Source organism: Pseudomonas saxonica (genome assembly GCF_007858365.1).
Classification (GTDB): Bacteria; Pseudomonadota; Gammaproteobacteria; order Pseudomonadales; family Pseudomonadaceae; genus Aquipseudomonas; species Aquipseudomonas saxonica.
On the sequence record NZ_VFIO01000009.1, the window covers coordinates 67,750 to 89,919 of the forward strand.

At 55.7% G+C, this 22,170-nt stretch carries 16 protein-coding genes; 12 read left to right on the forward strand and 4 right to left on the reverse strand.

Features of this window, described 5'->3' with window-relative positions:
- The first annotated feature begins 11 nt into the window (after positions 1 to 11).
- From FJD38_RS19325 to sfnG, 6 genes are all read left to right on the forward strand, one after another.
- Positions 12 to 869: an SH3 domain-containing protein gene (locus FJD38_RS19325; RefSeq protein ID WP_122783751.1), complete on the forward strand. Its 858-nt coding sequence runs from the start codon at positions 12 to 14 to the stop codon at positions 867 to 869.
- Positions 870 to 877: 8 nt separating this feature from the next.
- Complete coding sequence (locus FJD38_RS19330; protein WP_146386953.1) at positions 878 to 2,842, forward strand: hypothetical protein; 1,965 nt, start codon at positions 878 to 880, stop codon at positions 2,840 to 2,842.
- On the forward strand, positions 2,839 to 4,053 hold the full coding sequence (locus FJD38_RS19335; protein WP_122783749.1) for a hypothetical protein: 1,215 nt from the start codon (positions 2,839 to 2,841) through the stop codon (positions 4,051 to 4,053). Before FJD38_RS19330 ends, FJD38_RS19335 begins: the two co-directional genes overlap by 4 nt.
- 195 nt (positions 4,054 to 4,248) lie before the next feature.
- Entirely contained in the window at positions 4,249 to 6,216 is a 1,968-nt protein-coding gene (locus FJD38_RS19340) for an alkyl/aryl-sulfatase (protein ID WP_146386955.1), read from the forward strand.
- 64 nt (positions 6,217 to 6,280) lie between these two features.
- Positions 6,281 to 7,192: a transporter gene (locus FJD38_RS19345; RefSeq protein WP_122783747.1), complete on the forward strand. Its 912-nt coding sequence runs from the start codon at positions 6,281 to 6,283 to the stop codon at positions 7,190 to 7,192.
- Between the two features lie 156 nt (positions 7,193 to 7,348).
- Positions 7,349 to 8,452, forward strand: coding sequence for a dimethylsulfone monooxygenase SfnG (gene sfnG / locus FJD38_RS19350; protein ID WP_146386957.1), 1,104 nt, complete (start codon positions 7,349 to 7,351; stop codon positions 8,450 to 8,452).
- Between the two features lie 122 nt (positions 8,453 to 8,574).
- Here sfnG and FJD38_RS19355 read toward each other — a convergent pair whose 3' ends face one another.
- Positions 8,575 to 8,940 (reverse strand): hypothetical protein, encoded by a 366-nt coding sequence (locus FJD38_RS19355; protein ID WP_146386959.1) that lies wholly within the window; start codon positions 8,938 to 8,940, stop codon positions 8,575 to 8,577.
- Between the two features lie 82 nt (positions 8,941 to 9,022).
- Entirely contained in the window at positions 9,023 to 10,240 is a 1,218-nt protein-coding gene (locus FJD38_RS19360; protein WP_146386961.1) for an MFS transporter, read from the reverse strand.
- Between the two features lie 103 nt (positions 10,241 to 10,343).
- On the opposite strand from FJD38_RS19360, the gene FJD38_RS19365 reads away from it, so the two are divergent.
- Positions 10,344 to 11,243, forward strand: a complete 900-nt coding sequence (locus FJD38_RS19365; protein WP_146386963.1) for a LysR family transcriptional regulator — start codon at positions 10,344 to 10,346, stop codon at positions 11,241 to 11,243.
- A 464-nt stretch (positions 11,244 to 11,707) separates the two neighbouring features.
- Here FJD38_RS19365 and FJD38_RS19370 read toward each other — a convergent pair whose 3' ends face one another.
- Entirely contained in the window at positions 11,708 to 12,583 is an 876-nt protein-coding gene (locus FJD38_RS19370; RefSeq protein ID WP_146386965.1) for a BrxR family helix-turn-helix transcriptional regulator, read from the reverse strand.
- A 124-nt stretch (positions 12,584 to 12,707) separates the two neighbouring features.
- On the opposite strand from FJD38_RS19370, the gene FJD38_RS19375 reads away from it, so the two are divergent.
- Positions 12,708 to 12,956 (forward strand): hypothetical protein, encoded by a 249-nt coding sequence (locus FJD38_RS19375; RefSeq protein WP_146386967.1) that lies wholly within the window; start codon positions 12,708 to 12,710, stop codon positions 12,954 to 12,956.
- Between the two features lie 221 nt (positions 12,957 to 13,177).
- Here FJD38_RS19375 and FJD38_RS19380 read toward each other — a convergent pair whose 3' ends face one another.
- Entirely contained in the window at positions 13,178 to 13,516 is a 339-nt protein-coding gene (locus FJD38_RS19380) for a YkvA family protein (RefSeq protein WP_146386969.1), read from the reverse strand.
- A gap of 736 nt (positions 13,517 to 14,252) precedes the next feature.
- On the opposite strand from FJD38_RS19380, the gene FJD38_RS19385 reads away from it, so the two are divergent.
- The 4 genes from FJD38_RS19385 to FJD38_RS19400 all read left to right on the forward strand — a co-directional run bounded on the left by FJD38_RS19385 (position 14,253) and on the right by FJD38_RS19400 (position 22,166).
- Positions 14,253 to 15,185: an NAD-dependent epimerase/dehydratase family protein gene (locus FJD38_RS19385; RefSeq protein WP_146386971.1), complete on the forward strand. Its 933-nt coding sequence runs from the start codon at positions 14,253 to 14,255 to the stop codon at positions 15,183 to 15,185.
- A 64-nt stretch (positions 15,186 to 15,249) separates the two neighbouring features.
- Complete coding sequence (locus FJD38_RS19390; RefSeq protein WP_146386973.1) at positions 15,250 to 18,063, forward strand: bifunctional glycoside hydrolase/polysaccharide deacetylase family protein; 2,814 nt, start codon at positions 15,250 to 15,252, stop codon at positions 18,061 to 18,063.
- On the forward strand, positions 18,041 to 21,619 hold the full coding sequence (locus FJD38_RS19395; protein WP_146386976.1) for a tetratricopeptide repeat protein: 3,579 nt from the start codon (positions 18,041 to 18,043) through the stop codon (positions 21,617 to 21,619). The genes FJD38_RS19390 and FJD38_RS19395 overlap by 23 nt, the downstream gene beginning before the upstream one ends.
- Before the next feature lie 28 nt (positions 21,620 to 21,647).
- Entirely contained in the window at positions 21,648 to 22,166 is a 519-nt protein-coding gene (locus FJD38_RS19400; protein ID WP_146386977.1) for a penicillin-binding protein activator LpoB, read from the forward strand.
- Positions 22,167 to 22,170 lie beyond the last annotated feature (4 nt).

Sequence of the window (22,170 nt, forward strand, 5' to 3'; positions counted from 1 at the left end):
GGAGAGTCACCGTGCGTAAAAAGTTCATCGTATCCATGCTCGCTGTAGCGATTGCGACCAGCTCTGGCTGCGCCCAAATGGGCAATATCAACAAGCAGCAATACGGCACCGCCATCGGCGCTGTTGCGGGCGCTGTCGCCGGATCGTTTATCGGCAGTGGCAACGGCAAAATCATTGCGGTGCTGCTGACCACAACCCTCGGTAGTTTGATCGGCAACAAGATCGGCGCCATGCTCGATGAACAAGACAAGCAAGCCCTGGCACTGCGCACTCAACAAGCGTTGAACCAGTCCACTACGGCGTCTGCACAGCCAGTGAAGTGGACCTCTGCGCACTCCGGTGCGACGGCCGAAATCGTGCAGGGTAAAGAGTTCACCCAGAGCAAAACGGTTGAAGTGAAGCGCGCGCCGAAGATCGCAGCGGTGCCTTCGCTGCAATTGATCAACGAGCCGTACATGACCAAAAGCAGCTCCAACGTGCGCTCGGCTCCCAACAAGAATGCCAGCAAGGTCGGTGGCCTCAAGCCCGGCACCGAGTTCACGGCCGTGGGTTCGACGGGCGACTGGATTCTGGTAGGGCGCAAGGGCGTGACCGTGGGTTACGTGCACAAGGATCTGGTGCAACCGTCCTCGGTGGCTCTGGCCAAAAACATCAAACCGGCGGTCAACCTCGACGACATGAACGTCTCAGCCGACAAAGAAACCAAAGCGTTCGACCTGGACGCTATCCCGTCGCTGCAAACCCAGCAAGTGGTCGCAGAGACCTCGTGCCGCCCGGTGACCGTCAGCCTCAAAGCGGCCAACGGTGACAACGAGCAAGAGAACAACACGTTCTGCAAACAAGCCAACGGCACCTGGGAACTCATTTAAGGACCCCCATGAAGAACCATGCACTCGCTCTCGCAGTGGTGAGTGCTTGCGGCCTTGTGCCTCAAGCGTACTCACATGAATTAGCGTACTCCAAGTCTGAACAGATCCACGTGTTGGTAGAAGGGGACGCGACCAACTGGTGCAAGCCTGAAATCGCCATCACCATGCAACGTCCCGTTTGGGATGATCAGAAACCCTTGAACGGCCTGCTCAGCAAGCTGCCCTTTATCCTTGGGCAAGAATGCCCGAGCGCCAAGGTCAGCTGGAAAGCCGTCGATGCCAAGGGGGCGGTATACGCCACAGGCGTCGGCACGGCGACCCAGATGGGCCTCGCGACCTTGACTGCAGCCCCAGCGGTGGTTGAAGCGCCGGTTGCCGCGCCAGTTGCGGCTGAAACGCCAGCACCCGCACCCGTGGTTGCGCCAGTTGTTGCGCAAGCACCGGCCCCTGTTGCTGCGCCGGTTGCAGCACCAGCACCGGCTCAGGTCGCTGCACCGGTTGTTGTCGATGCGCCAGCACCGGTTGTTGCCGCCCCTGTTGCACAAGCGCCAGCAGCAGTAGCGCCCCCGGTTGTCGCTCAAGCCCCAGCTCCTGTTGCCGCCCCAGCACCGATCCCGGCACCTGTGGTCACACCGGTCAGCATCGAGCCTGCCGTTGTCGCGCCACAAGCGCCAAAAGCGGCAATTGCCGCTGCCCCCACGGCTGATTTCGGCCGCTCGCTGGTTGTGGGCAACAAAAACCTGATGACGATCACTGACGGCGCAGGCTGCAAGTGGCTGCTCAGTAAAACCGCCATGGATTCCAGCGACCCGAGTATCGCGTTCGCCTCGTCACCGGCCATGCCCTGCGCAGCCTCCGGGTACGCCGAAGGTGAGTTCGACAAGGTGCGTTGGTCGATCCCCAACACCTATCGCGGCGACTCCTGGAACCGTGCCTACGTCCACCCGAGCGGCCTGATGTTCAGTCAGTCGACGGCCCCTGTGGTCAAGGGCAAGGCGCTGTCGTACCTGAGCCCCAATGCCGATCAAGCCTTGTTCGAGTTAGGTGAAATCCCGGCCCGCAGCATGAAGGTCTACTTGGCGTTTGATCGCTCGCGCTACCGCGTGCTGACACCGTTCAACAGCGACCCGTATTACGTGGCGGTCACCACGAACGAAGCGTTTGCCCTGGACCCGGTTCAGTACAAACAGGCCGTGACTGAGATTTTTCAGCTGATCAAAACCCTCTCGCCGACCACCGCGCGGGTTAACAACCTGTTTATCGCCAAGAACCTGGACACGCTCTACCCAGAGGGTTACAGCTCCAGCGACGACCTGAAAATCGTGCGCACGCGCATGGGTGAAAACCGTGGTGAGTTCTATTTTGATGTACGCGAAGGCACCAATTTCAGCCAGCGCCGTGAAGAGTTGCGCGTGCGCGAAGCCCGTCGTCAGCTGGAGCAACAAGCCCGCTTGCACGCCCGCATTCTGGAGCGCTACGAGCAGCTGAAAAACGGCATGAAGGCGTTTGAAGGTCGCGAGACGGAAGCGCTGGCGCAAATGGCCGGTATCAAAGTGGCGTTCCCGGCACCGATGGTGCTGCTCAACCCGTCGAGCTCAAAATCCGCTGAGCCGATGATGATCCACGTCACCGGTAAACGTGGCGATTTCTATGACATCGACTTTCCGCGCAAAGGCCGCGTGCAGGCTGAGACCGATCTGGAAGAACAGTGGTACGTGCTCTATGCCGCCAACATGACGCCTTACGTGCCGCTGGTGGATGGCCGTGCCATTCCGACCTACCGCGTGTACTCGGCGGGCATCCCCGAGGCGTGCGCACAGGATCACTGCGCCGACCGTGTGTCCTTCGGCGTAGTGCTGGCCAAGGAGTTTCCAAATGCCGGAATCGACTTTAGCTGGACCCCTGACGTGTCCCAGCAGTTTGTGAATGCCTGGCAGCAAGCATCTGCCCAAGTTGAGGCCTCGTCCCTATGAAAGCGCTGAACAAGAAACAAACGATCATCGCCGTGGCAGCCGCCGTCGTGGTGGTCTTCGGGGTGACGGCGTCGATGATGTCGAGCGCCGGTAAAAAGAAAACACTGGGTTACTACGAAGACCTGAAAGAGCAGTTCTTCCTTACGGATGTGCTCAACGAGGGGGATGTTTCCTACTCCATCTTCTCCGGCAACCTCACCGTGGACGAGCCTGAAATCCGCCTGGTCGCGGCGCAAACCAACGGCGCGCAAGGCTTTCTCAAAGGCATGCTGTCGTTGCTGGGCGGTGCCAACGGTGCGTCCAATGAAACCGGGCTGTCAGCGTGGTCGCGTTACCTGCTCAACGCCAGCACCGGCGGTGGCAATGCGGGTGGCGTTTACCTGAAGGCTGACTCTCTGAAAATCAGCCGCTCCGGTGACAGTAAGGATGGCGAAATTCGCGTCCAGCTCAAAGGTCTGGACATGGCCAACCCGTACATCTCTCACGCGGGTTCCGAAGTGGTGCTGGTTTCGGAAGTGGCGGATGAAATTCAGCCGCGTGCCGAACTGGACGCCAATGGTCGAGTGGTCAACTCCAACTACTCGTGGGGCAGCAACATTGTGTCTCGCCTGCCTTTTGCAGGTGCGTTCCTGAGCACCGCGACGGGCGATGTCGGGGTCAAGGTTGACCTGGACTTCACCCTCAAACGCTCGGACGACGGTGAAGGCTCGATGAAGTTTGTCGTGGTGCACCGCAATGATGGCAGCGAAACCGGTCGCATCACTCGCACCGCTGAATTTGCCACCCTGCCGCCTCTCGATGACGTGCAGGAATTGCTCAAAGGTGCCTACAGCGGCTTCATCATGGGCGCCTACAGCACGTCCATGGGGCAGTCGGTGCTGGCTGATGCAGCCGCAAACTTTGCCCGCAAAGCCAAAGTGGCCAACTACTCGTTGACCTACAAAGGTTTTGATCAGCTGGAAGATGGCTTCAAGGAATACCAGAGCGCAACCAAGCGTCAGGACTTCGAAGGTTACTGTGAACAAACAGGGCTTTCTGACTACCAGAACGACTTCGGTGCCAAGGCGAAAAAGCACAACGACTCCGAGTGCGGAATCGCCCAGAAACTGGTCAGCGAAGGCAAGTTCACTGAGGACTACACCTTCAAGGAGGACAAGTCCTTGTTCGCCGGGCTGTTTGTGAGCAAAAGCTACACCCTGGAAACCAACTGATCGTCAACATCTGAAGCCCGGCCTGCCGGGCTTCAGCCCCCGCTTTCTACCTGCCCCCGGCGTCTTGTTCGCCGCCTCGCCTGCTAAATGTAAATCTTGTGTCTATGCTCCACCGCACGGTGGATTCCGGCCGTCGGTAATAACGCGTTTTCTGCAATAAGAGTCGTATGAATTCATCTCACAGGAGTGTTCTCGATGAAGTTCAGTTCTCACGTATTGGTCTTGGCGTTAAGTTTCAACAGTGTGCTGGCCTTCGCTGAAGAGGCACCCAAAGAGGCTCCGAAAGACGCGAGCGAACAAACCCGACAAGCCAACGCCGCGGTGTATAAAGAGTTACCGTTTGCGGATAAACAAGACTTCGAGGACGCCAAAAAAGGCTTTATCGAAACGCTAGTGCCGATGACCATCAAAGATGCCAAAGGCCAGACCGCGTGGGACTTGACCAGCTATGACTTCATCAAGGGCGAAGCGCCTGACACGGTGAACCCCAGCCTGTGGCGCATTGCTGAACTGAACTTGAATAACGGTCTGTTCAAAGTGACCGACAAGGTCTACCAGATTCGTGGTTTCGACCTCTCCAACATGACCATTATCGAATCGGACAATGGCCTGATCGTTATCGACCCGCTGGTCACGGCCGAAGTGGCCAAAGCCGGCCTCGACCTTTACTACAAAAACCGTCCCAAGAAACCCGTGAAGGCGGTGATCTACACCCACAGTCATGCCGACCACTATGGCGGTGTCAAAGGCATCGTCAGCGAAGACGACGTGAAGTCCGGCAAGGTCAAGATCATTGCCCCAGAAGGGTTCCTGGAAGAGGCCGTGAGCGAGAACGTGCTGGCTGGCAACGCCATGAGCCGACGCACGCTTTACCAGTACGGCGCCTTGTTGCCGCGCAGTGCGCGCGGCCAATTGGATGCGGGGCTGGGCAAGACCACGTCAATGGGCTCGTTCACACTCATTCCTCCGACCGACACCGTTTCCAAGACCGGTGAGAAGCTCACCGTCGATGGTGTCGAGATGGAATTCCAGATGGCGCCGGGCACCGAAGCCCCGTCAGAAATGCTCATCTGGTTCCCGCAGTTCAAGATGCTCAACACTGCTGAAGATGCCACCCACACCCTGCATAACCTCTACACCTTGCGCGGCGCCCAAGTGCGCAACGCGGCTAACTGGTGGAAAACCCTCAATGAGGCGATCAACACCCACGGCGACCAGGTGGAAGTGGTCATTGCCCAGCACCACTGGCCAATGTGGGGGCAGGAACGCATCGTCAGTTTCCTGGGTGATCAGCGCGACACGTTCAAGTACATCCATGATCAGTCGCTGAACATGGCGAACAAAGGGCTGACCATGAACGAAATTGCCGAGCAACTGCAATTGCCGGACAGCACGGGCAAGCAGTGGCACGACCGGGGCTATTACGGTTCGGTGAACCATAACGCCAAGGCCGTCTACCAGCGTTACCTGGGCTGGTACGACAGCAACCCGGCCAACCTGCATCCTTTGCCTCCGGTAGAAGCTGGCAAGAAGTACGTCGAGTATATGGGCGGTGCCGATGCGATTATCGCCAAGGCCAAGGAGTCGATTGCTCAAGGTGATTACCGCTGGGCGGCCGAGGTACTCAAGCATGTGGTATTTGCTGACCCGACCAACCAGACAGCACGCAACCTGCAAGCCGATGCGTTCGAGCAACTGGGCTACCAGACCGAAAACCCGACCTGGCGTAACGAGTATCTGATGGGTGCTTACGAGCTGCGTAACGGCGTGCCAGATGTGAAGGGCATCTCCACCTCAAGCGCCGACATGGTGGCGGCCATGAGTCCTGACCTGATGCTCGATTACCTGGGTGTGCGCCTTAATGGCCCCAAAGCGATCGGCAAACACCTGTTGCTGAACTGGAAGCAGCCTGAGGGCGAGAACTACGCGATAGAGCTGCGTAACGGCGTGGTGATTTACACCAAAGACAAAGTCTTCGATAAGCCGGATGCCACCCTCACCGTAGGCAAAGAAGGATTTGCGGGGCTGATGATGGGCGGGGCGACACTGGACAAGGAAATCGAAGCGGGCAAGGCGAAAGTGGATGGCGACCCGGAAAAAGTCAAAGAACTGCTGGGGTTGCTGGATACCTTCCCGACCATGTTCAACATCGTCACTCCCTGAGACTGACTGAAACCCCGGCAACCGTTGCCGGGGTTTGCTCATACACGCACTGGGGAGACGCACAATGGGCCTTCGCTCGCGCACGTGCAGCGCTACGCTGCTTGGCTTTACCGTAGGTTTGTCATCCGTCGCAGTCCATGCGGACAACGCCCGCGACTGGCAAAACCTGCCGACTGACCTGAACATGATTTTTGGTTATTACAACCGGATCGACTCCAACACACCGATAGACACCTCGCTGCCCATCGATGGGTTATCGCTCAAGGGCGACCTTTACCTTCTGCGTTATGCCCGCTCGTTTGCGGTTGATGGCCGTAACTCAGCGATTCAAATCATTCAGCCATACGCGGATGTCAGTGCTTCCTTTGACAATGCCCGGTTCTTCGACGGCACCAAGCATAACGGTGGAACCGGCGACACTCAGGTCGTGCTGGTGCATAACGTGTTCGGTGGGCCTGCGCTGAGCCAAGAACAATTTGCCAACTGGCAGCCAGAGACGTTTCTGACGGGCGCATTGTGGGTGACGACCCCCACCGGCGATTACGACAAAAATCGGGTCATCAATATTGGTGCGAATCGGTGGGTGTTTAAGCCTGAACTGGCGTTCGGCACACCCATTGGTCCCACGTGGCTAGAGCTAAACACCTACGTGTCGCTGTATGGCGACAACGACGACTATTTGGGTGATAACAAACTGGAACAGAAGGCGCTGTATGCCATTGAAGGCCACTACAGCTACACCTTCAATCGGGCGCTGTGGGCCTCGCTGGACACCACCTACAGCACGGGGGGTGAAACCAAAATCAACGGCGTCAACCAAAACAACAAACAGGAGAACACGCTCGTGGGCGCTACCTTGGGCTTTATGTTGTCGCCCCAGTTCGGCGGGTTGATTGCCTACTCCGATACGGTGGCTGAGCGCAGCGGTTCGCCTGATGTGAATACCTGGACGCTTCGAATGCAATACGTGTGGTGAAGGGCTGTTGGTTGGGCAACAGTTGCCAGGCAAACTGTTCACCAACCAACACCTGACGCGTTTAATTGATTGATAACTGATTGATTTTAAAGGGATAAATAGTCTGGCACGGTTACTGCTCCAGTCTGTTCAAACATGACTGAAGTGAGTACGCACATGAGCCAGACCCCCATCAAGTTTGCTTACTGGGTGCCCAACGTCAGCGGCGGTCTTGTGGTCAGCAAGATTGAACAGCGCACCCATTGGGACATTGACTACAACCGCAAGCTGGCGCAAATCGCCGAACACGCCGGCTTTGAATACGCCTTGTCGCAGATCCGTTTTACAGCCGGCTACGGCGCAGACAACCAGCATGAGTCAGTGACCATCAGTCATGCCTTACTGGCTGCCACAGAAAAGCTCAAAGTCATTGCCGCGATCTTGCCCGGCCCCTGGAGCCCGGTGCTGGCGGCCAAACAGTTGGCATCCATCGACCAGTTCACCAACGGGCGCATCGCGGTCAACATCGTATCGGGGTGGTTCAAAAGCGAGTTTCGCGCCATCGGTGAACCCTGGCTCGACCATGACGAGCGTTATCGTCGTTCCGAAGAATTCATCCGGGCCCTCAAAGGTATCTGGACTCAGGATAACTTCAGTTTCTACGGCGACTTCTACCGGTTTCACGACTACACCCTCAAGCCCAAACCCCTGCAACAGCCACACCCGGAAATATTCCAGGGCGGCAGCTCGCGAGCGGCGCGGGACATGGCGTCGCGCGTTTCCGACTGGTACTTCACCAATGGCAACAGCCTAGAAGGCATCAAGGCCCAGATCGACGACATTCGCGCCAAAGCGGCCCTCAATGGTCACTCTGTCAAAGTGGGCGTCAACGCGTTCGTCATTGCCCGTGAAACCGAGGCAGAGGCGCAGGCAGTGCTGGAAGAGATCATTGCCAAGGCCGACTTTGACGCCGTGAATGGCTTTAGTCGCGAAGTGAAAAGCGCCGGCGCTGCCAGCCCTGAAGGTGAAGGTAACTGGGCCAAGTCGACGTTTGAAGATCTGGTTCAGTACAACGATGGCTTCAAGACCAACCTGATTGGAACCCCCCAACAAATTGCAGAACGCATCGTGGCGCTCAAAGCGGTAGGGGTTGATCTGGTGCTCAGTGGCTTTCTGCATTGCCAGGAAGAAGTCGAATACTTTGGCCGCAGAGTGTTGCCGCTGGTGCGTGAACTGGAGGTGCAGGCTGTGGCTACGAAGGAAGAGGCCGCACAGGCATAAGGGGGACACGGCAAGGCCGTAGGTTCTGGCAGCCCATAACGTCCCCTCCTGTTTTTTACAATGAGGGGGCGTTAGAGCATCAATGGCCGCCGTTAGACTGTGCCCTCGGCGGCTCAGCGTGATCAGGCGGTCTGAACGACGGGTTTCTTGCTGGGCAGCGCGTCTAACGCGTTACGTGCCTTGAAAAGGTTTTTCGTCACCAGCCAGGCCAAACCCGCGGCGAAACCTACCCAAACGGTCAAAACAGCCGCAGGGGACATAAAGCCGAAGGCGAGGACCATGGGGATCAACGCCAACACCATGCCGCACCCGAACATAATCAGTGCCACGATGATGAAGGCGGCCAGATTTTCTTTAGTGATTCGCCCGTTAGGTTCGCGAATGGCGCACACCTTGTGCGGGCCAAACCAGCTTTTATCGCACCCAATGGCAATGTCATCACCCACGTTAATAAACGTGTCGATCAGGTTGCCTGCCTGCACATTCATGACCCGCTGGCCGCCGATTTCAATGAACTCGTAACGAGTCAGTCTTCCGTTCGTGATTCTCGCATTTCGCACGCCTATTTATTTACGCCAGATAGCAGGCCTGCGCATCTAAAATGCTGTCTGTACGCCGTTGGATGGCCAGGCCAATGCTTCCCACCGCTAATGCCAATAGACTGATGGAAATTCCCGACACCACCACGGCACTCCATCCTTGCCATTGATACAACTGTGAACCGAGTATCGAACCCAGTGCTCCGCCGATGAAATAACACGTGATGTACCCCGCGTTCAGGCGATTGCGCGCCTGCGGTTGGAGCGCATATACGGCGTTCTGGTTGCTGACATGAACGAGTTGTACAGCCAGATCCAGGATCACCACCCCAACAAGCAAGGCAATCAACGATTGCTCGGCCCATACCAGGGGTATCCATGCCAAAAGCAATGCCGCCAAGCCAATTAATGTCGCAAGGTAACCTTTGCCTCGATCAGCCAGGCGCCCACCGAGCGATGCAGCAAAAGCGCCCACTGCGCCCACCAATCCGAATAGGCCGATCGTTGCATCGGAAAATTCATAAGGCTCGTTCGCCAGCAAAAATGCCAATGGCGTCCAGAACAGGGCGAACAGGCAAAAGCTCATCATCCCCAGTAGGGCACGCAAGCGCAGCACGGGTTCTTCGACGAGCAATTGCAGTACCGACGCCAGCAGTTGCGGGTAATCCATTCCGACAGACCCCCGCCGCTGTGGTAATGCCTGCCACAGCCATATTGCGCTGATAAGCATTAAGACACTTGCCAGCAGGTAGATGCTGCGCCAGCCAGCAATGGCCGAAAGGCTGCCGGACACCGCGCGCGCAAGCAATATGCCGAGCAATAAGCCGCTCATCAGTGTGCCTACTACGCGTCCGCGATGCTCAGGCTCGGCCATGCTTGCGGCCATGGGTACCAAGACTTGTGCTGCCACTGAAAACACGCCGGTAATGGACGTGCCCAGAATTAACAATCCGACACTGGGGGCCGCCCAACTCAGTAGTAGACCCACAGCACTCAAGAGCGTCATCGCGACGACCAAGCGCCGTTGTTCAAGTAAATCACCTAGCGGTACCAGGAAAAATAATCCGGCGCCGTAGCTCAATTGCGCGGCGATAACGATTAATCCTGCATAGCCAGAGCTCAGACCAAACTCAGCCGCAATGGTATGAAGCAATGGCTGGGCATAGTAGTTGCTGGCCACGGTCAGGCCGGTCGCGGTCGCCATCAGTAGCGTCAAACCGCGACTTAATAAAGGGGGGGAGTGTAGCATAGGGATTTCCTTGAAATATTAGGCAAGGAAGTCAGTATCGATAACGGTTATTCATGACACCAATGTATTGTTCTCATCTGAACAATCTACAAAAGAGATATCGATGAATCTCAAGCAGATGCAATATGCGCTGGCCGTGGCCGAAGCGGGTAGCTTCACGTTAGCTGCCGAACGTTGCCACACGGTGCAGTCGGCGTTGAGTCACCAAGTTGCACGCTTGGAGCAGCAACTGGGTGCCAAACTATTTGAGCGAACATCGCGCAGGGTGACGTTGACACCGGCTGGCGAAGCGTTTGTGCGGAGTGCGCAACTCGCGGTGGAGGCGGCATGTCGCGTACCCCATGAGGTTGCAGCAGCCTGCGGAGAGGTGCGAGGAAACCTATCGATCGGAACCATTTCGTCGTTGACCGCCCTCCATCTAGTCGATTTTTTGGGGCAGTTTCATCAGCGATACCAGCACGTTGATATCCGATTGTGTGTCGCCCAAAGCGAGAGACTTCTAGATGATGTGCGACAGCGTCGTCTGGATATTGCTTTTGTCGGTTTCTGGCCAGGTGAACGCTTGGAAGGCGTGCAGTGGCGTTTACTGGCAGAGGAAGAGTTAGCCGTGGTTGTGCCGGCAGGTCATACGCTGGCGTCGCGAACACTGGTGTCGCTGGCTCAACTGGTCGATCAGCCTTTGGTCGATTTCCCTGCGGGCAGCAGTGCACGTCGTCAAACCGACGAAGCCTTTTCTGCGAAGGGTCTCAACCACCGCGTGCAGTTCGAGGTCGACAGCATGGATTTGATGGAGAGGTTCGTCCGAGGCGGCCTTGCCATTGGCTTGGTACCTACCAGAGTTGCGCAAGGGTTTCATGAGCTCGTCACGATTGCGGTGAGCGACGCTCCTATGCGACGAGTCTATGCAATATGGTCCACGTCCCCGACGCCTGCCGCCCAAGCATTTATCGAGAGTGCATTACCTGCATTCAATGCCCGGGAGGTATCCCCTCTAACGGTGTGATATCCGGGTGGTCGTCGTTGCGGATTTGATCCAGTTGTTCGTCCGTAAACTTTGTTCACAGTTCCGGGGCGGCTTCGCCGGCAGGTATGAAGTCTCAAAGATCGCAATTTCCTGCCGCAGTGTCCAAGTGCGGATGCAGGGTTTTGAAGACATCGATTTGCATTGCGCAGAACACCGTCCGGTCGCTGATAGTTAACTCATCTTCCGGCACGACGTTCAGTCAGCACTGCGGCGGTTGGAAGCTAGTCCCCTCATAATGTAAGTAACAAGGCAGTGCGTGCCTCTGGGCGCTCTTAGAGATATAGAGCGGTTATCAGCGCACCTGTACGTCGTGCATAGCAATTTGAGGGTCAGACAAACCTGGCTAAAAGTGTGCCTCGGCCCTGGCAGAACGTGGACTTTCCTTGATGACAGCTAACTCAAACTCAGTCATGAACGAAGTATCTTGGAAAAGGGGATGCGCGTCAGTCATTCATCAGCCAGGGGCGCAACTCCTTGAGGTTGGTTGCCACGATTTGCTGCGCCTCGGGGTTAGTTGCCTGGTTCCTTGGATCGATCTGATAGCGTTGCAATACATACTTCACAAGCGCTCTACGACTGGGCACCACCAGTTGGCCATCTGTCATACCAAAATCGGTTTCGATGATTGACTTCTGCGCCGAGTTCAGCCGCCCATCGGCTGCAAAAATGACGGAAATCTCGGTATTCCAGTCTTCATCCAATTCACGAGTGTTCTGCGATTCTTCGAGCAAGTCCGGCTGCCCCCGCAAGCGGCTGAGAACAAAATCGCGATATTGACCGTTCTTCTCGCAATACGCCCGCACGTGCCAGCGCATCCCGGTATAGACCAATGTATGAGGGGCTATCAGGCGGACCTCCACATTTGGAGTGTTCAGCGACACATACTCGGTTTCCAGGCGCAGGCCATCGCGACAGGCCTTGAGCAATGGGCGCAGGATTTCTGGTCGAATCGGGCGATCCGGAACCTCCAGCACCTTTGTGTGGGCGTAGGCCAGAGCGAGCCCATCAATATGCGGGGCCCGTTCATTGTTCTGGTACAACAGGTGTAAATAAGCGCTGGCACTGTCATCAATGAACAGCGGAGCGAACGTATTACTCGGCACATAACCTTTTATTTTTTTGTCATATGTAAGATTTTTAGGCGCATGTTCTGTGATGTAGGTATTGATGTCCTTGGATGCCTGCTGACGGCTGATGCCGAAGCTCTGCATCAAATGCCCCGTGGTTAAACGGCCTTCCCACCAGGCGACCGTCTCAATTAAACGATAGCGAAGTGCCAAGTCCCAGCGTACCTGTTCGATGGACTGTTTGCGTTTCATAACCTCTCCATGTGCGCGAATACTTTACCTGTATAAGTCTACATTCTAGACCTGTCGTTAAATACTACATATCGTGTGAGCGTCTTTAAAAGAATTGAATTCACGAAAGGAAGGGGCGAAGAATATGTCCGAAGTGGTATCGACAGGGGCAATCGTAATGATGGGGGGCATCTTGCTGGTGCTCGTGCATCAGGGATTGAGAGTGCGCGAAATCTGGCAAATGGCGATCGCTTGCCGAAAAGATGCTCGCTGGGCGCGTATTTGGGAGGCAGAGAACCGAGAATTGCGTTCGACGTTACGCGCTGAAAAAGCCAACACTCAGCAGTTGCAAAAAAAGCTGATGAGATTGCAGGAGCTGATTCCGGCTGAGTGACAAGGGAGTGCATCCGCAACGGCTTGAGCGGATGCAAAACTGCTGGCACGGGGCTTTCGGTTACGTGGTAGGCGCTTTCTTGTAGCGCAACGCGCATCGCGGGCGAATCACTGAAATATGAATCGCCCGTCAATCGACCTGACGCGTTACAGGTTGCCTAAAATGCAGAAAAACCACTATAGCCTTTGAGGGGCATTGATGAATGTGGGTTCACGTTACTATTACGAGAACCACTGTTTAAGTTTTTGTTTTGCCTCTGCCACATGCGTATCTTTAATGTGGCTCGCGGTTGCGGCTAATGCTGCGCACAAAATACCAATGTCGTCGGTGAATCCTACAATTGGAGTGATGTCCGGGATGGCGTCAATTGGCGAGATGAAATATCCGAGCGCTCCATAAATAGTTGTTTTCGCCCACATTGGTGTATCTGCATCAATCGCCGCATAATACATTTTTAGGGCGGGTTCGAGGGCAGTTTCGCCTGCTGATTTCGCATATTTAGTGACCTTTTTCCAGAAAGAGTCATCCGTGAATTTTTTTTCAAATGGGTTAGTTGACACGTATGCATCACTCCTTATTGTGATTGTGCAAAATCGATTCACCAAGATTGCAAACGCTGGTATGGAAAAAACTGCTCTACACGGCTTGCTAGAACTAAGCCTTCAACGCATCATTCGTGTGGTAGTGGCATTTCGATATCGGCTATGAACGTTAAAGCTTTAGCGTACTGGCGGGAATTGTGAGTAAGATCGTTGATATCCATATTTTTAGCTCTAACTAATGCTCAAACATTGTTGGTAGCAACCAGTGCGGTTTATGAAACTGTGTAGGGCAGGATGCGTCCAATGAGAAAGTACGGCTGTTAATTCACAGCTTTCTGAGCATTGGAATTATTGGGTAATGCATATCGATTAGATCAAGTCATCGATAGTTGCAGTGGACTTAATGCAAGTAGCGGGACTGTTTTATAGCGATAAAAGTGGTAGCAATAATCAATATATTTTGGCGTCAAAAAATCGACGCGTGTTCAGGTTTTGAACCGTACGGCGGTTATTTCGACAAGCTATTGACAGTTTCTTCTTGGTCTCACATGATTTGTGGGAGTTTAGTGGCCTACAGCCATCAATCCTATTTCCATATAGTCAGATTTTCTCTAGTGTTTCGGCCTGTTCAATTGGCCTGATGGCCGTATTAGAGCGATATGCGTTCACCCCCCCTAAGGCTTAACAACAATCTAACATAGCCACTGCCAGCGGATTTTTACGACAGTATCCGCTGATACTTCAGGACAAACTAATGCTTGATAGACGAATTCTGGTCACCGGCGGTGCGGGTTTTATTGGTTCTCACCTCGTTGAAGCATTGCTAGCCAAAGGCTACAAAGTTGGTGTGCTGGATAATTTGTCGACCGGTAAGCTAGACAACCTGCCGATGGGTAACGCCAATTTAAAGTTGATTGTTGGAGATGTTGCAGACAGCGCGGTTGTCGAAGAGGCCATGCGCGATTGCAGCGCGGTCGTGCACTTGGCGGCGGTGGCCTCGGTGCAAGCATCAGTGGACGACCCGGTCGCCACCCATCAAAGCAATTTTGTGGGCACGCTCAACGTCTGCGAACACATGTCGAAAGCCGGGATCAAGCGTGTGGTTTTTGCTTCCAGCGCCGCGATTTACGGCAACAATGGTGAAGGCTCCGCAATCGACGAGGACACGCCTAAATCACCATTGACGCCCTATGCCAGCGACAAGTTGTCAAGCGAGTACTATCTGGATTTCTACCGTCGTGAGCATGGTCTTGAGCCGGTAATCCTGCGTTTTTTCAACATCTTCGGCCCGCGTCAAGATCCCTCTTCCCCGTACTCTGGCGTGATCAGCATCTTCACAGAGCGTGCGAGTTCGCAAAAGCCTGTGGTGATTTTCGGCGACGGCGAACAAACCCGTGACTTTGTTTACGTCAAAGACGTAGTAAGTATCCTGGTTCAGGCTGTAGAAGCGAGCGACCCTAAACCCGGCGCCGTGAATGTCGGGCTCAGTCGCTCTACCAGCCTCAATGACTTGATCGCTGAATTGGGAAACGTGATGGGCACGTCTATGGCAGTGACCAATCATCCGGCACGTCAGGGCGACATCCGCCATTCACGCGCCAACAATACTCGCTTGCTTGACCGCTTCACGCTTGCGGCTCCGACCTCGATTGGCGAAGGTTTAGCACAGCTTTTACGCAGTTTGTAACCCCGCTAATTTCACACTTCCAGTGTGCGGGTAGTCCCGCTTCGGTTCCTATCAAGAGTGAGTTATGGAATTTTTTTTTCGCAGGACGCGTATGCGCTCGGCCGCTAAACGGCTGTTAGCTGCATTGGCGCTGATTGTCAGCGTTCCGGCCGTACAGGCTGGATCATTACCACAACCTGCCAGCGTGGCTTTTTGGTACGCAGACCAACCTCCGATTCCCGAGTTGGCTCAATTCGACTGGTCAGTGGTCGAGCCGGGGCACATGACCCGTGACGACGTCAAAACCCTGCGCAAGTTAGGGAGCCAGCCATTCGCTTACTTGTCCGTAGGCGAATTCAGCGGCACCAAAGCAGACATTGAGCAGGCTGGCTTGAATAAGGCAGTCAGCCCCGTGCGTAATGACTCATGGGACAGCCAAGTCATGGACCTTTCGGCGCCCGCCTGGCGCGACCATTTATTCGCCGCGGCCAAGGATCTTGAGGCTCAGGGCTATAGCGGCCTGTTCCTCGATACCCTCGACAGCTTTCAGTTGCTGCCCGAGGCGTCGCGTGAGTCACAGCGTGTCGCCCTCGCGAGTTTCCTGCGTGAACTGCACCAGCGCGAACCCAAGCTGAAACTGTTTTTCAATCGAGGTTTTGAAGTGCTGCCCGATCTCGACGGGGTAGCGGCAGCGGTCGCGGTTGAGTCCATTCACGCCGGTTGGGACGCGTCCACCAAGCGCTACCGTCCAGTCTCTGAATCCGATCGTCAATGGCTCGAGACATATCTGCAACCCTTGCGTGCCAAAGGCATTCCTTTGGTAGCCATTGACTACCTGCCACCAGAACGTCGTGAAGAAGCGCGCAAGCTGGCCAAGCGTCTGCGTGAGGAAGGCTTCATCCCTTACATAGGCACGCCTGACCTGAACTCGATGGGCGTCAGCAGCATTGAAGTTCAGCCTCGCCGCATTGCACTGGTTTACGATCCGCGCGAAGGCGATCTAGCGGATAACGCCGGCCACAGTTTGCTCGGGGGGTTGCTGGAGTACCTGGGGTATCGCGTCGATTACCTGCCCACTACCAGCAACATGCCCAACTACCAGTTCAGTGGTTTGTATGCAGGTGTCGTGACCTGGATGACCAGCGGCCCGCCACAGGCCAGCTCGGCGTTCAACCGCTGGATTGGGCAGCGACTCGACGAACACGTTCCGGTGGTGTTCTTCGGCGGGTTGCCCATTGAAGACAAAGCTCTGCTCAAGCGTCTGGGTCTAATACGAGATGTGCCTCCAGGCACTCAAACATTGACCATTACCCATCAGGATAAGACGCTGATCGGTGCGTTTGAAGCACCGGTGATTCCCAAGTCGCGCGACCTGACTGCCGTTTCAGTGCTGCCAAATGGGCCAACACCAGTATTAACGCTGGCCAACGCTGGGGGACAGGTTTACACCCCCGTGGTGGTGGGCGAGTGGGGTGGACTTGCGCTTGCCCCTTATATCCTTGAAGTGAACAACGAGCGCAGTCGCTGGATTCTTGATCCATTTGCGTTTCTTCAGGCCAGTTTGCGTCTGCCGGTGCAGCCGCGTCCGGACACCACCACAGAAAATGGCCGTCGAATCGCAACGGTTCATATTGATGGCGACGGTTTTCCGTCTCGTGCTGAGGTGCGAGGCACCCCCTACGCTGGCCGGCATACGCTTGAAGACTTCATTAAGCCCAACCCGTTCCTCACCTCGGTATCGATCGTCGAAGGGGAAATTTCGCCGCGCGGCATGTACCCGTATCTGGCCCGTGAGCTGGAGCCAATCGCCCGTGAAATTTTCGCTAACCCGAAAGTCGAAGTCGCTACCCACACCTTTAGCCATCCGTTTTTCATGCAGCCGGACAAGGCCAAGAAACGCGAGAATTTTAAACCCGAATACGGCTTGAACATGGCGATACCGGGTTACGACAAAATTGATTTCCGTCGGGAGGTATTCGGCTCCCGAGACTACATCAATGAAAACCTGACTACCACGGAAAAACCGGTGAAGATGATCTTTTGGCCGGGTGACGCCTTGCCATCTGCGGCGACGTTGAAGCTGGCATACGATGCCGGGCTGAAAAACGTCAATGGCGCCGAGACCATGATGACCAAGGCTAATCCCTCGTTGACCGGTCTGAACCCGCTGCTGCGACCTACCGAAGGTGGCTTGCAATACTACGCGCCGATCATAAACGAGAACTTGTACACCAATTTGTGGAAAGGCCCGTACTACGGGTTCCATGAAGTGATCGACACCTTTGAACTGACGGACAGCCCACGTCGTCTGCGCGGGCTGAACCTCTATTACCACTTTTATTCGAGCACAAAGCAGGCGTCGATCAAGGCGATGCACGACATCTACGGCTTTATGCGCGAGCAGCATCCTATGTCCATGTGGATGAGCGATTACATCGATCGTCTGCACGGCTTGTACCAGGCCAGTATGGCGCGTACTGCCGACGGCGCGTGGCAAATACGCGGGATGGACGCACTTCGTACCGTTCGTATTGACCCGCAAATGGGCTGGCCGGATCTATCGCGTTCACAAGGCATTGCCGGTGTGCGCGATCTGCCCCAAGGCCGTTATGTGCACTTGAGTAGCGACCGCGCGCTGCTGGTTCTGCGACCCGATCGGGACGACAGACCGGCGCTTGAGGAAGCAAATTTGCCGTTACTGGAATGGAGCTATCTGGATGATCAGCGTGTGAACTTTTCCTTTGCGGGTCAGTTCGATCTGACCTTCTCAGTACGCTCGGCAAATTCTTGCAGGGTGGAAGTGGATGGACAGCGTTTTGCAGGCAAGGCATCCGCAGGCTTGTGGACTTTTCAATTACCCATGAAGCAGGTGAGAAATGGTCAGCTCGTCTGTAATTAAAAATAGCCGCCTGCTCAACCCTTGGGCGTTGGCAGTGGTGGCGGTGGCGGTAGGCGGCCTGCTTTGGGCGACGTTCCAGCGCGAAGAAGTGTTCCATCCCGATGGCCGTGAGCCGGATGCAGTCTCGGCCAACTATGCAGAGTTGCTATTGGCAGCCCACCCGGATGACGATCATTTGCGTATACAGCTGGTCGACCTGCTGATTCGTTTGGGTGAATACACCAAGGCACGCCAATATTTGGAGGCCTGGCCGAAACCGCAGCCGGAAACCCAGGCTTACTACAGGCTTGAACTGGCCTCATTGGTCGCGGAAAAAAGCAACGATCTGATTGCTCAGCAAGCGTTGGTGGATCGTTTGAACAGCGTCGACTATCGCAAGCTGCCTGTCCCCCTGTTGCAAAAGCTGGCGAAACTAGCGCTAGTTTTACAAGCTCCGGCGTTTGCCGCCGGTGTTTACGAAGAGATTGCAGGCCGCGATCCCAAGTTGCATAACGATTCACTCGAAGCGGCCGCACAGTGGTACATGGCGAGCGAGCAACCGGGACGTGCTGCGCAGATCTATTTGCAGCTCAGACGTGACAGTCAAGATGCAGCCGAGCGGCGCAAATACGCGCAAATGGCGTTCAATGGCCTGTTGTCTGCAGGTCGAGAGGACGATGCCGCCCAAGTGCTGTCAGATGAGTTGACTCTGCTCAATAACCCGCAAACAGATGCGGCTTGGTTGGAGCAGGGTGTCGATGTCGCGGTGGCGAGCAAGCATTTCGCTCTGGCGCAGCGCGTACTCAATCAATGGCGAGTGCTGCAGCCTGACAATCCACATGTCGCGTTGAAAGATTTCCACATGCGCCTGGCCATTGGCGATCTCGCTGGAGCCTGGGAAACCGGTCAGCAGCTAGTGGTTGATCACCCCAACGATCAGGCGCTGCTCGAGCAAATGGCTCATCTCGGTGAGTGGCAAGGCAATAACCAGGTGGCACTGGATTACTGGATTCAACTGCTGGGGCTGAAAGAAGAGCCGGCGATTCGCGAACACGCTTGGCGTCTGGCGAGTCAGCAGTTCGACTTTGAACGATCGATTCCGTTGCTGGGTGACATCATGCACCAGCGAATGCTCACCGATGTCGAGCTTGATGCGCTGATTTACGGTCATGAATCGCGCGGCACGCCCGTCGAGGCCCAAGCCTGGCTGCGTGCCTACCTGCACAAATACCCGATGCATCGTCTGGCATGGTCACGCCTGTTGCAGAGCCTTGAAAATACCGGGCAGTTCGCGGCCAAGGCAGAGGTTTATCAGAATCTTTCGAAACGTTTCAAACTGACCTCCACTGAGCAGGTCGATTGGGCTAACACCTATCTGAAACTCTTTGATAACGAAGCGGCATGGGGTGTTGTGCAAGCGGCCGACGAACACATTGTTGACTCAGATTACTGGCGCGCTAGGGCCTCTCTGGCGTGGGACTTGGAACGCGATGAAGACTTGCGCGTGTCCCTGGAAAAAATGCTCGCCCTCGACGGCAAGTTGACCAGTGGCGACGAGAACCAACTCATCACGCTTTATCGCGTCAGCGATCCTCAACGAGCTTTGGCTTTGATGGTTGCCAGTTGGAAGCATGGCAAAGATCCGCAACGTCTGGTCGAAGCGTTGCAGCAAGCGCAGGAGTTGCAGGACTGGCCACAAGTAGTTGCGTTGCTTAAGGATGCCGAACAGTACCCGAACGCCTATGAACAGTCGCAAGTTCTGGCCATACGCGGCGAGTTGGCCGCCCACGAAGGGCAGGGCGAAGAGGCCGAGCGCCTATATTTACTGGGCTTGGAGCGTTTCCCGGACGACAACCTGTTCCGCGAGCGTCTGGTCTGGCTTTACATCGATCAGGCCAATATCGGCAAACTCAAACCATTGCTCACACAATGGCGTGCGCAGGCGCGTGAAGACCGTCTTTTGTGGCTGCCGTTCGCCAGTGCCAGCCAGATGCTTGGCCTCGAAAGCGAAGGGTTGGCCTGGTACCGGATGTACCTCAAGAGCAGTCCGAACGACTGGCTTGTGCAGGCTGCCTATGCCGATGCACTCGAAAGCGCCGGGTATCTGGACGCCGCTCAGCGTCTGCGCTTGAAATTGTTGCGCAGCCCTGAGGGTGAAAACATTCAGCCGTCGTCCCAGCGTTACGCGACCTGGTTACGTCTGATGGCGAGCAGCTACTCACCCGGCAAAGCGCTGCGAGAAGTGTCGAAGTGGCAGGACGGTTCGCCGGCCATGCTTAATCTGTGGTTTGGGCGTTTGCTGGCGAGTCTCGATGCAACAAATCAGCAATCGCAGAAAGACCAGTGGCTGGAGTGGGCGCGCGGTCAGGGCCTGAAGATCGAGCGCTACGAGCAGATCCAAGAGGCCTTGCGCAGTCGCAACAATCAGCAGATCGAAACCTTGTTGGCCAGTAGTGATCTGAATCCGGCGCAGCGTGCGCAGGCGCTCAGCCGTCTGGGACGTCTGGGTGAGGCGCTTGACCTCAGCTTGTCCGAGCTCGGCGATAATCAGCCATTGGCGGTGCGCGAGCAATTGCGGCTTCAAGCGGTGGAAATCCATGAAGCGACACCACAAGGCGCTCAGTTGTCTTGGCATGAACAAGATTACGGCGGTCTCGATTTTAGCGGGCCAGGCATTCAGATCGCCCATAACTTGGGTGACAGGTGGTATGCCAATCTGGACGTGGAGCAAGGAAATTACAGTGGTGACACCATTGAGTCCTCGCGCATTGGCGAAGAGCGTAATGCTGCGCTGACCCTGCAACGCTCGGTGGAAAACGGCAGCTATAAACTATTCGCCGATACCAGTCAGCGCAAAGACGATGACCGCAATGGTTTAGGCATTTCCCGCAGCTGGCAATTGACCCCAAGTCATGTCATCGAGCTCGGTTTTGATTGGCACCGCAAGAGTGAGGAAAGCGGTCTGATGCGCGCGTTCGGCCAGCACGACGCGGTGTGGGTTGGCGGACGCCATGGCCTGACCCCTCGCGATCAGCTCAGTTGGGAAGTGGCGCAAAAGTCATTTTCAACCCGGGCTGGCGATAATCTCGGCACTGGTCAGGCGTTCAAACTTGAACTTAACCATACGCTGGAATTCGCCGGGCCTAACTGGACCGTGCGCAGTGGTGTCGATTACCAGCACAACAATGTGAAGAACCGCACGCTGGATTATCTGGCCTTTGACAATGGCGGCGCGGTGACCAACGTCAAGGGTTCGGATGATCCCGTCAATGTACTCGCCAGCGACCTGCTGCAAAGCCGTTACGGCCAGTTGTACGTCGGCAGCTCTTGGCGCCGGGGAATTCCGGGCGCGCTGGTACGCACCAAGCCACAGTACACCTGGCTAGTAGATGTGACTGCGGGCTGGCAATGGTTTGATCAAACATTTAACTACGGCATCAACACCGGGATCGGCTTCGAAGTTCTGGGTGATGACGAACTGGCCCTGACCTTCGGCTACCAATCCGCACCACAAGGCGGGGACGGTAAAGCTGGCGGCACACTGGGTGTGAGCTACGGCGTGCGTTTTGGACGCTGATCATGGAACGTCAACGGGAGAAATACAGATGCAAGTAATTCGTAATTTGGGCTTGGCCATGGCCGTCCTGTTCGTCGCCGGCTGCGCCAGCTTCACTAATGATGCCAGCCCGAAACTGTCGCGCGATGCGCAGTGGGGCATTGTGCCAATGGTCAACTATTCGCAGACGCCGCAGGCGGGGGAGCGCAGCGAGCAGATTTTGCTCAGTGTGCTCAGCGAACACGGCCTACGCCCTCAGGTTTATCCGGCCAGCACTCAAGGCGAGCAAGCGTTGATGGATGATAACGAGCGTCTGGCAGTGGCACTCGATTGGGCGCGACAGCAAAAACTAGATTATGTGGTCGCCGGTAGCGTTGAAGAGTGGCAATACAAGAACGGTCTAGACGGTGAGCCAGCTGTAGGCATCAGCTTGCGTGTGCTCGAAGCCCGCACCGGTCAAGTGCTCTGGAGCAAAAGCGGCGCGCGCGCCGGTTGGTCCCGTGAAAGCCTCGCGGGAACTGCGCAAACGGTGCTTAACAAACTTGTTGGCGCCCTTCGATTCGAGTGAATGC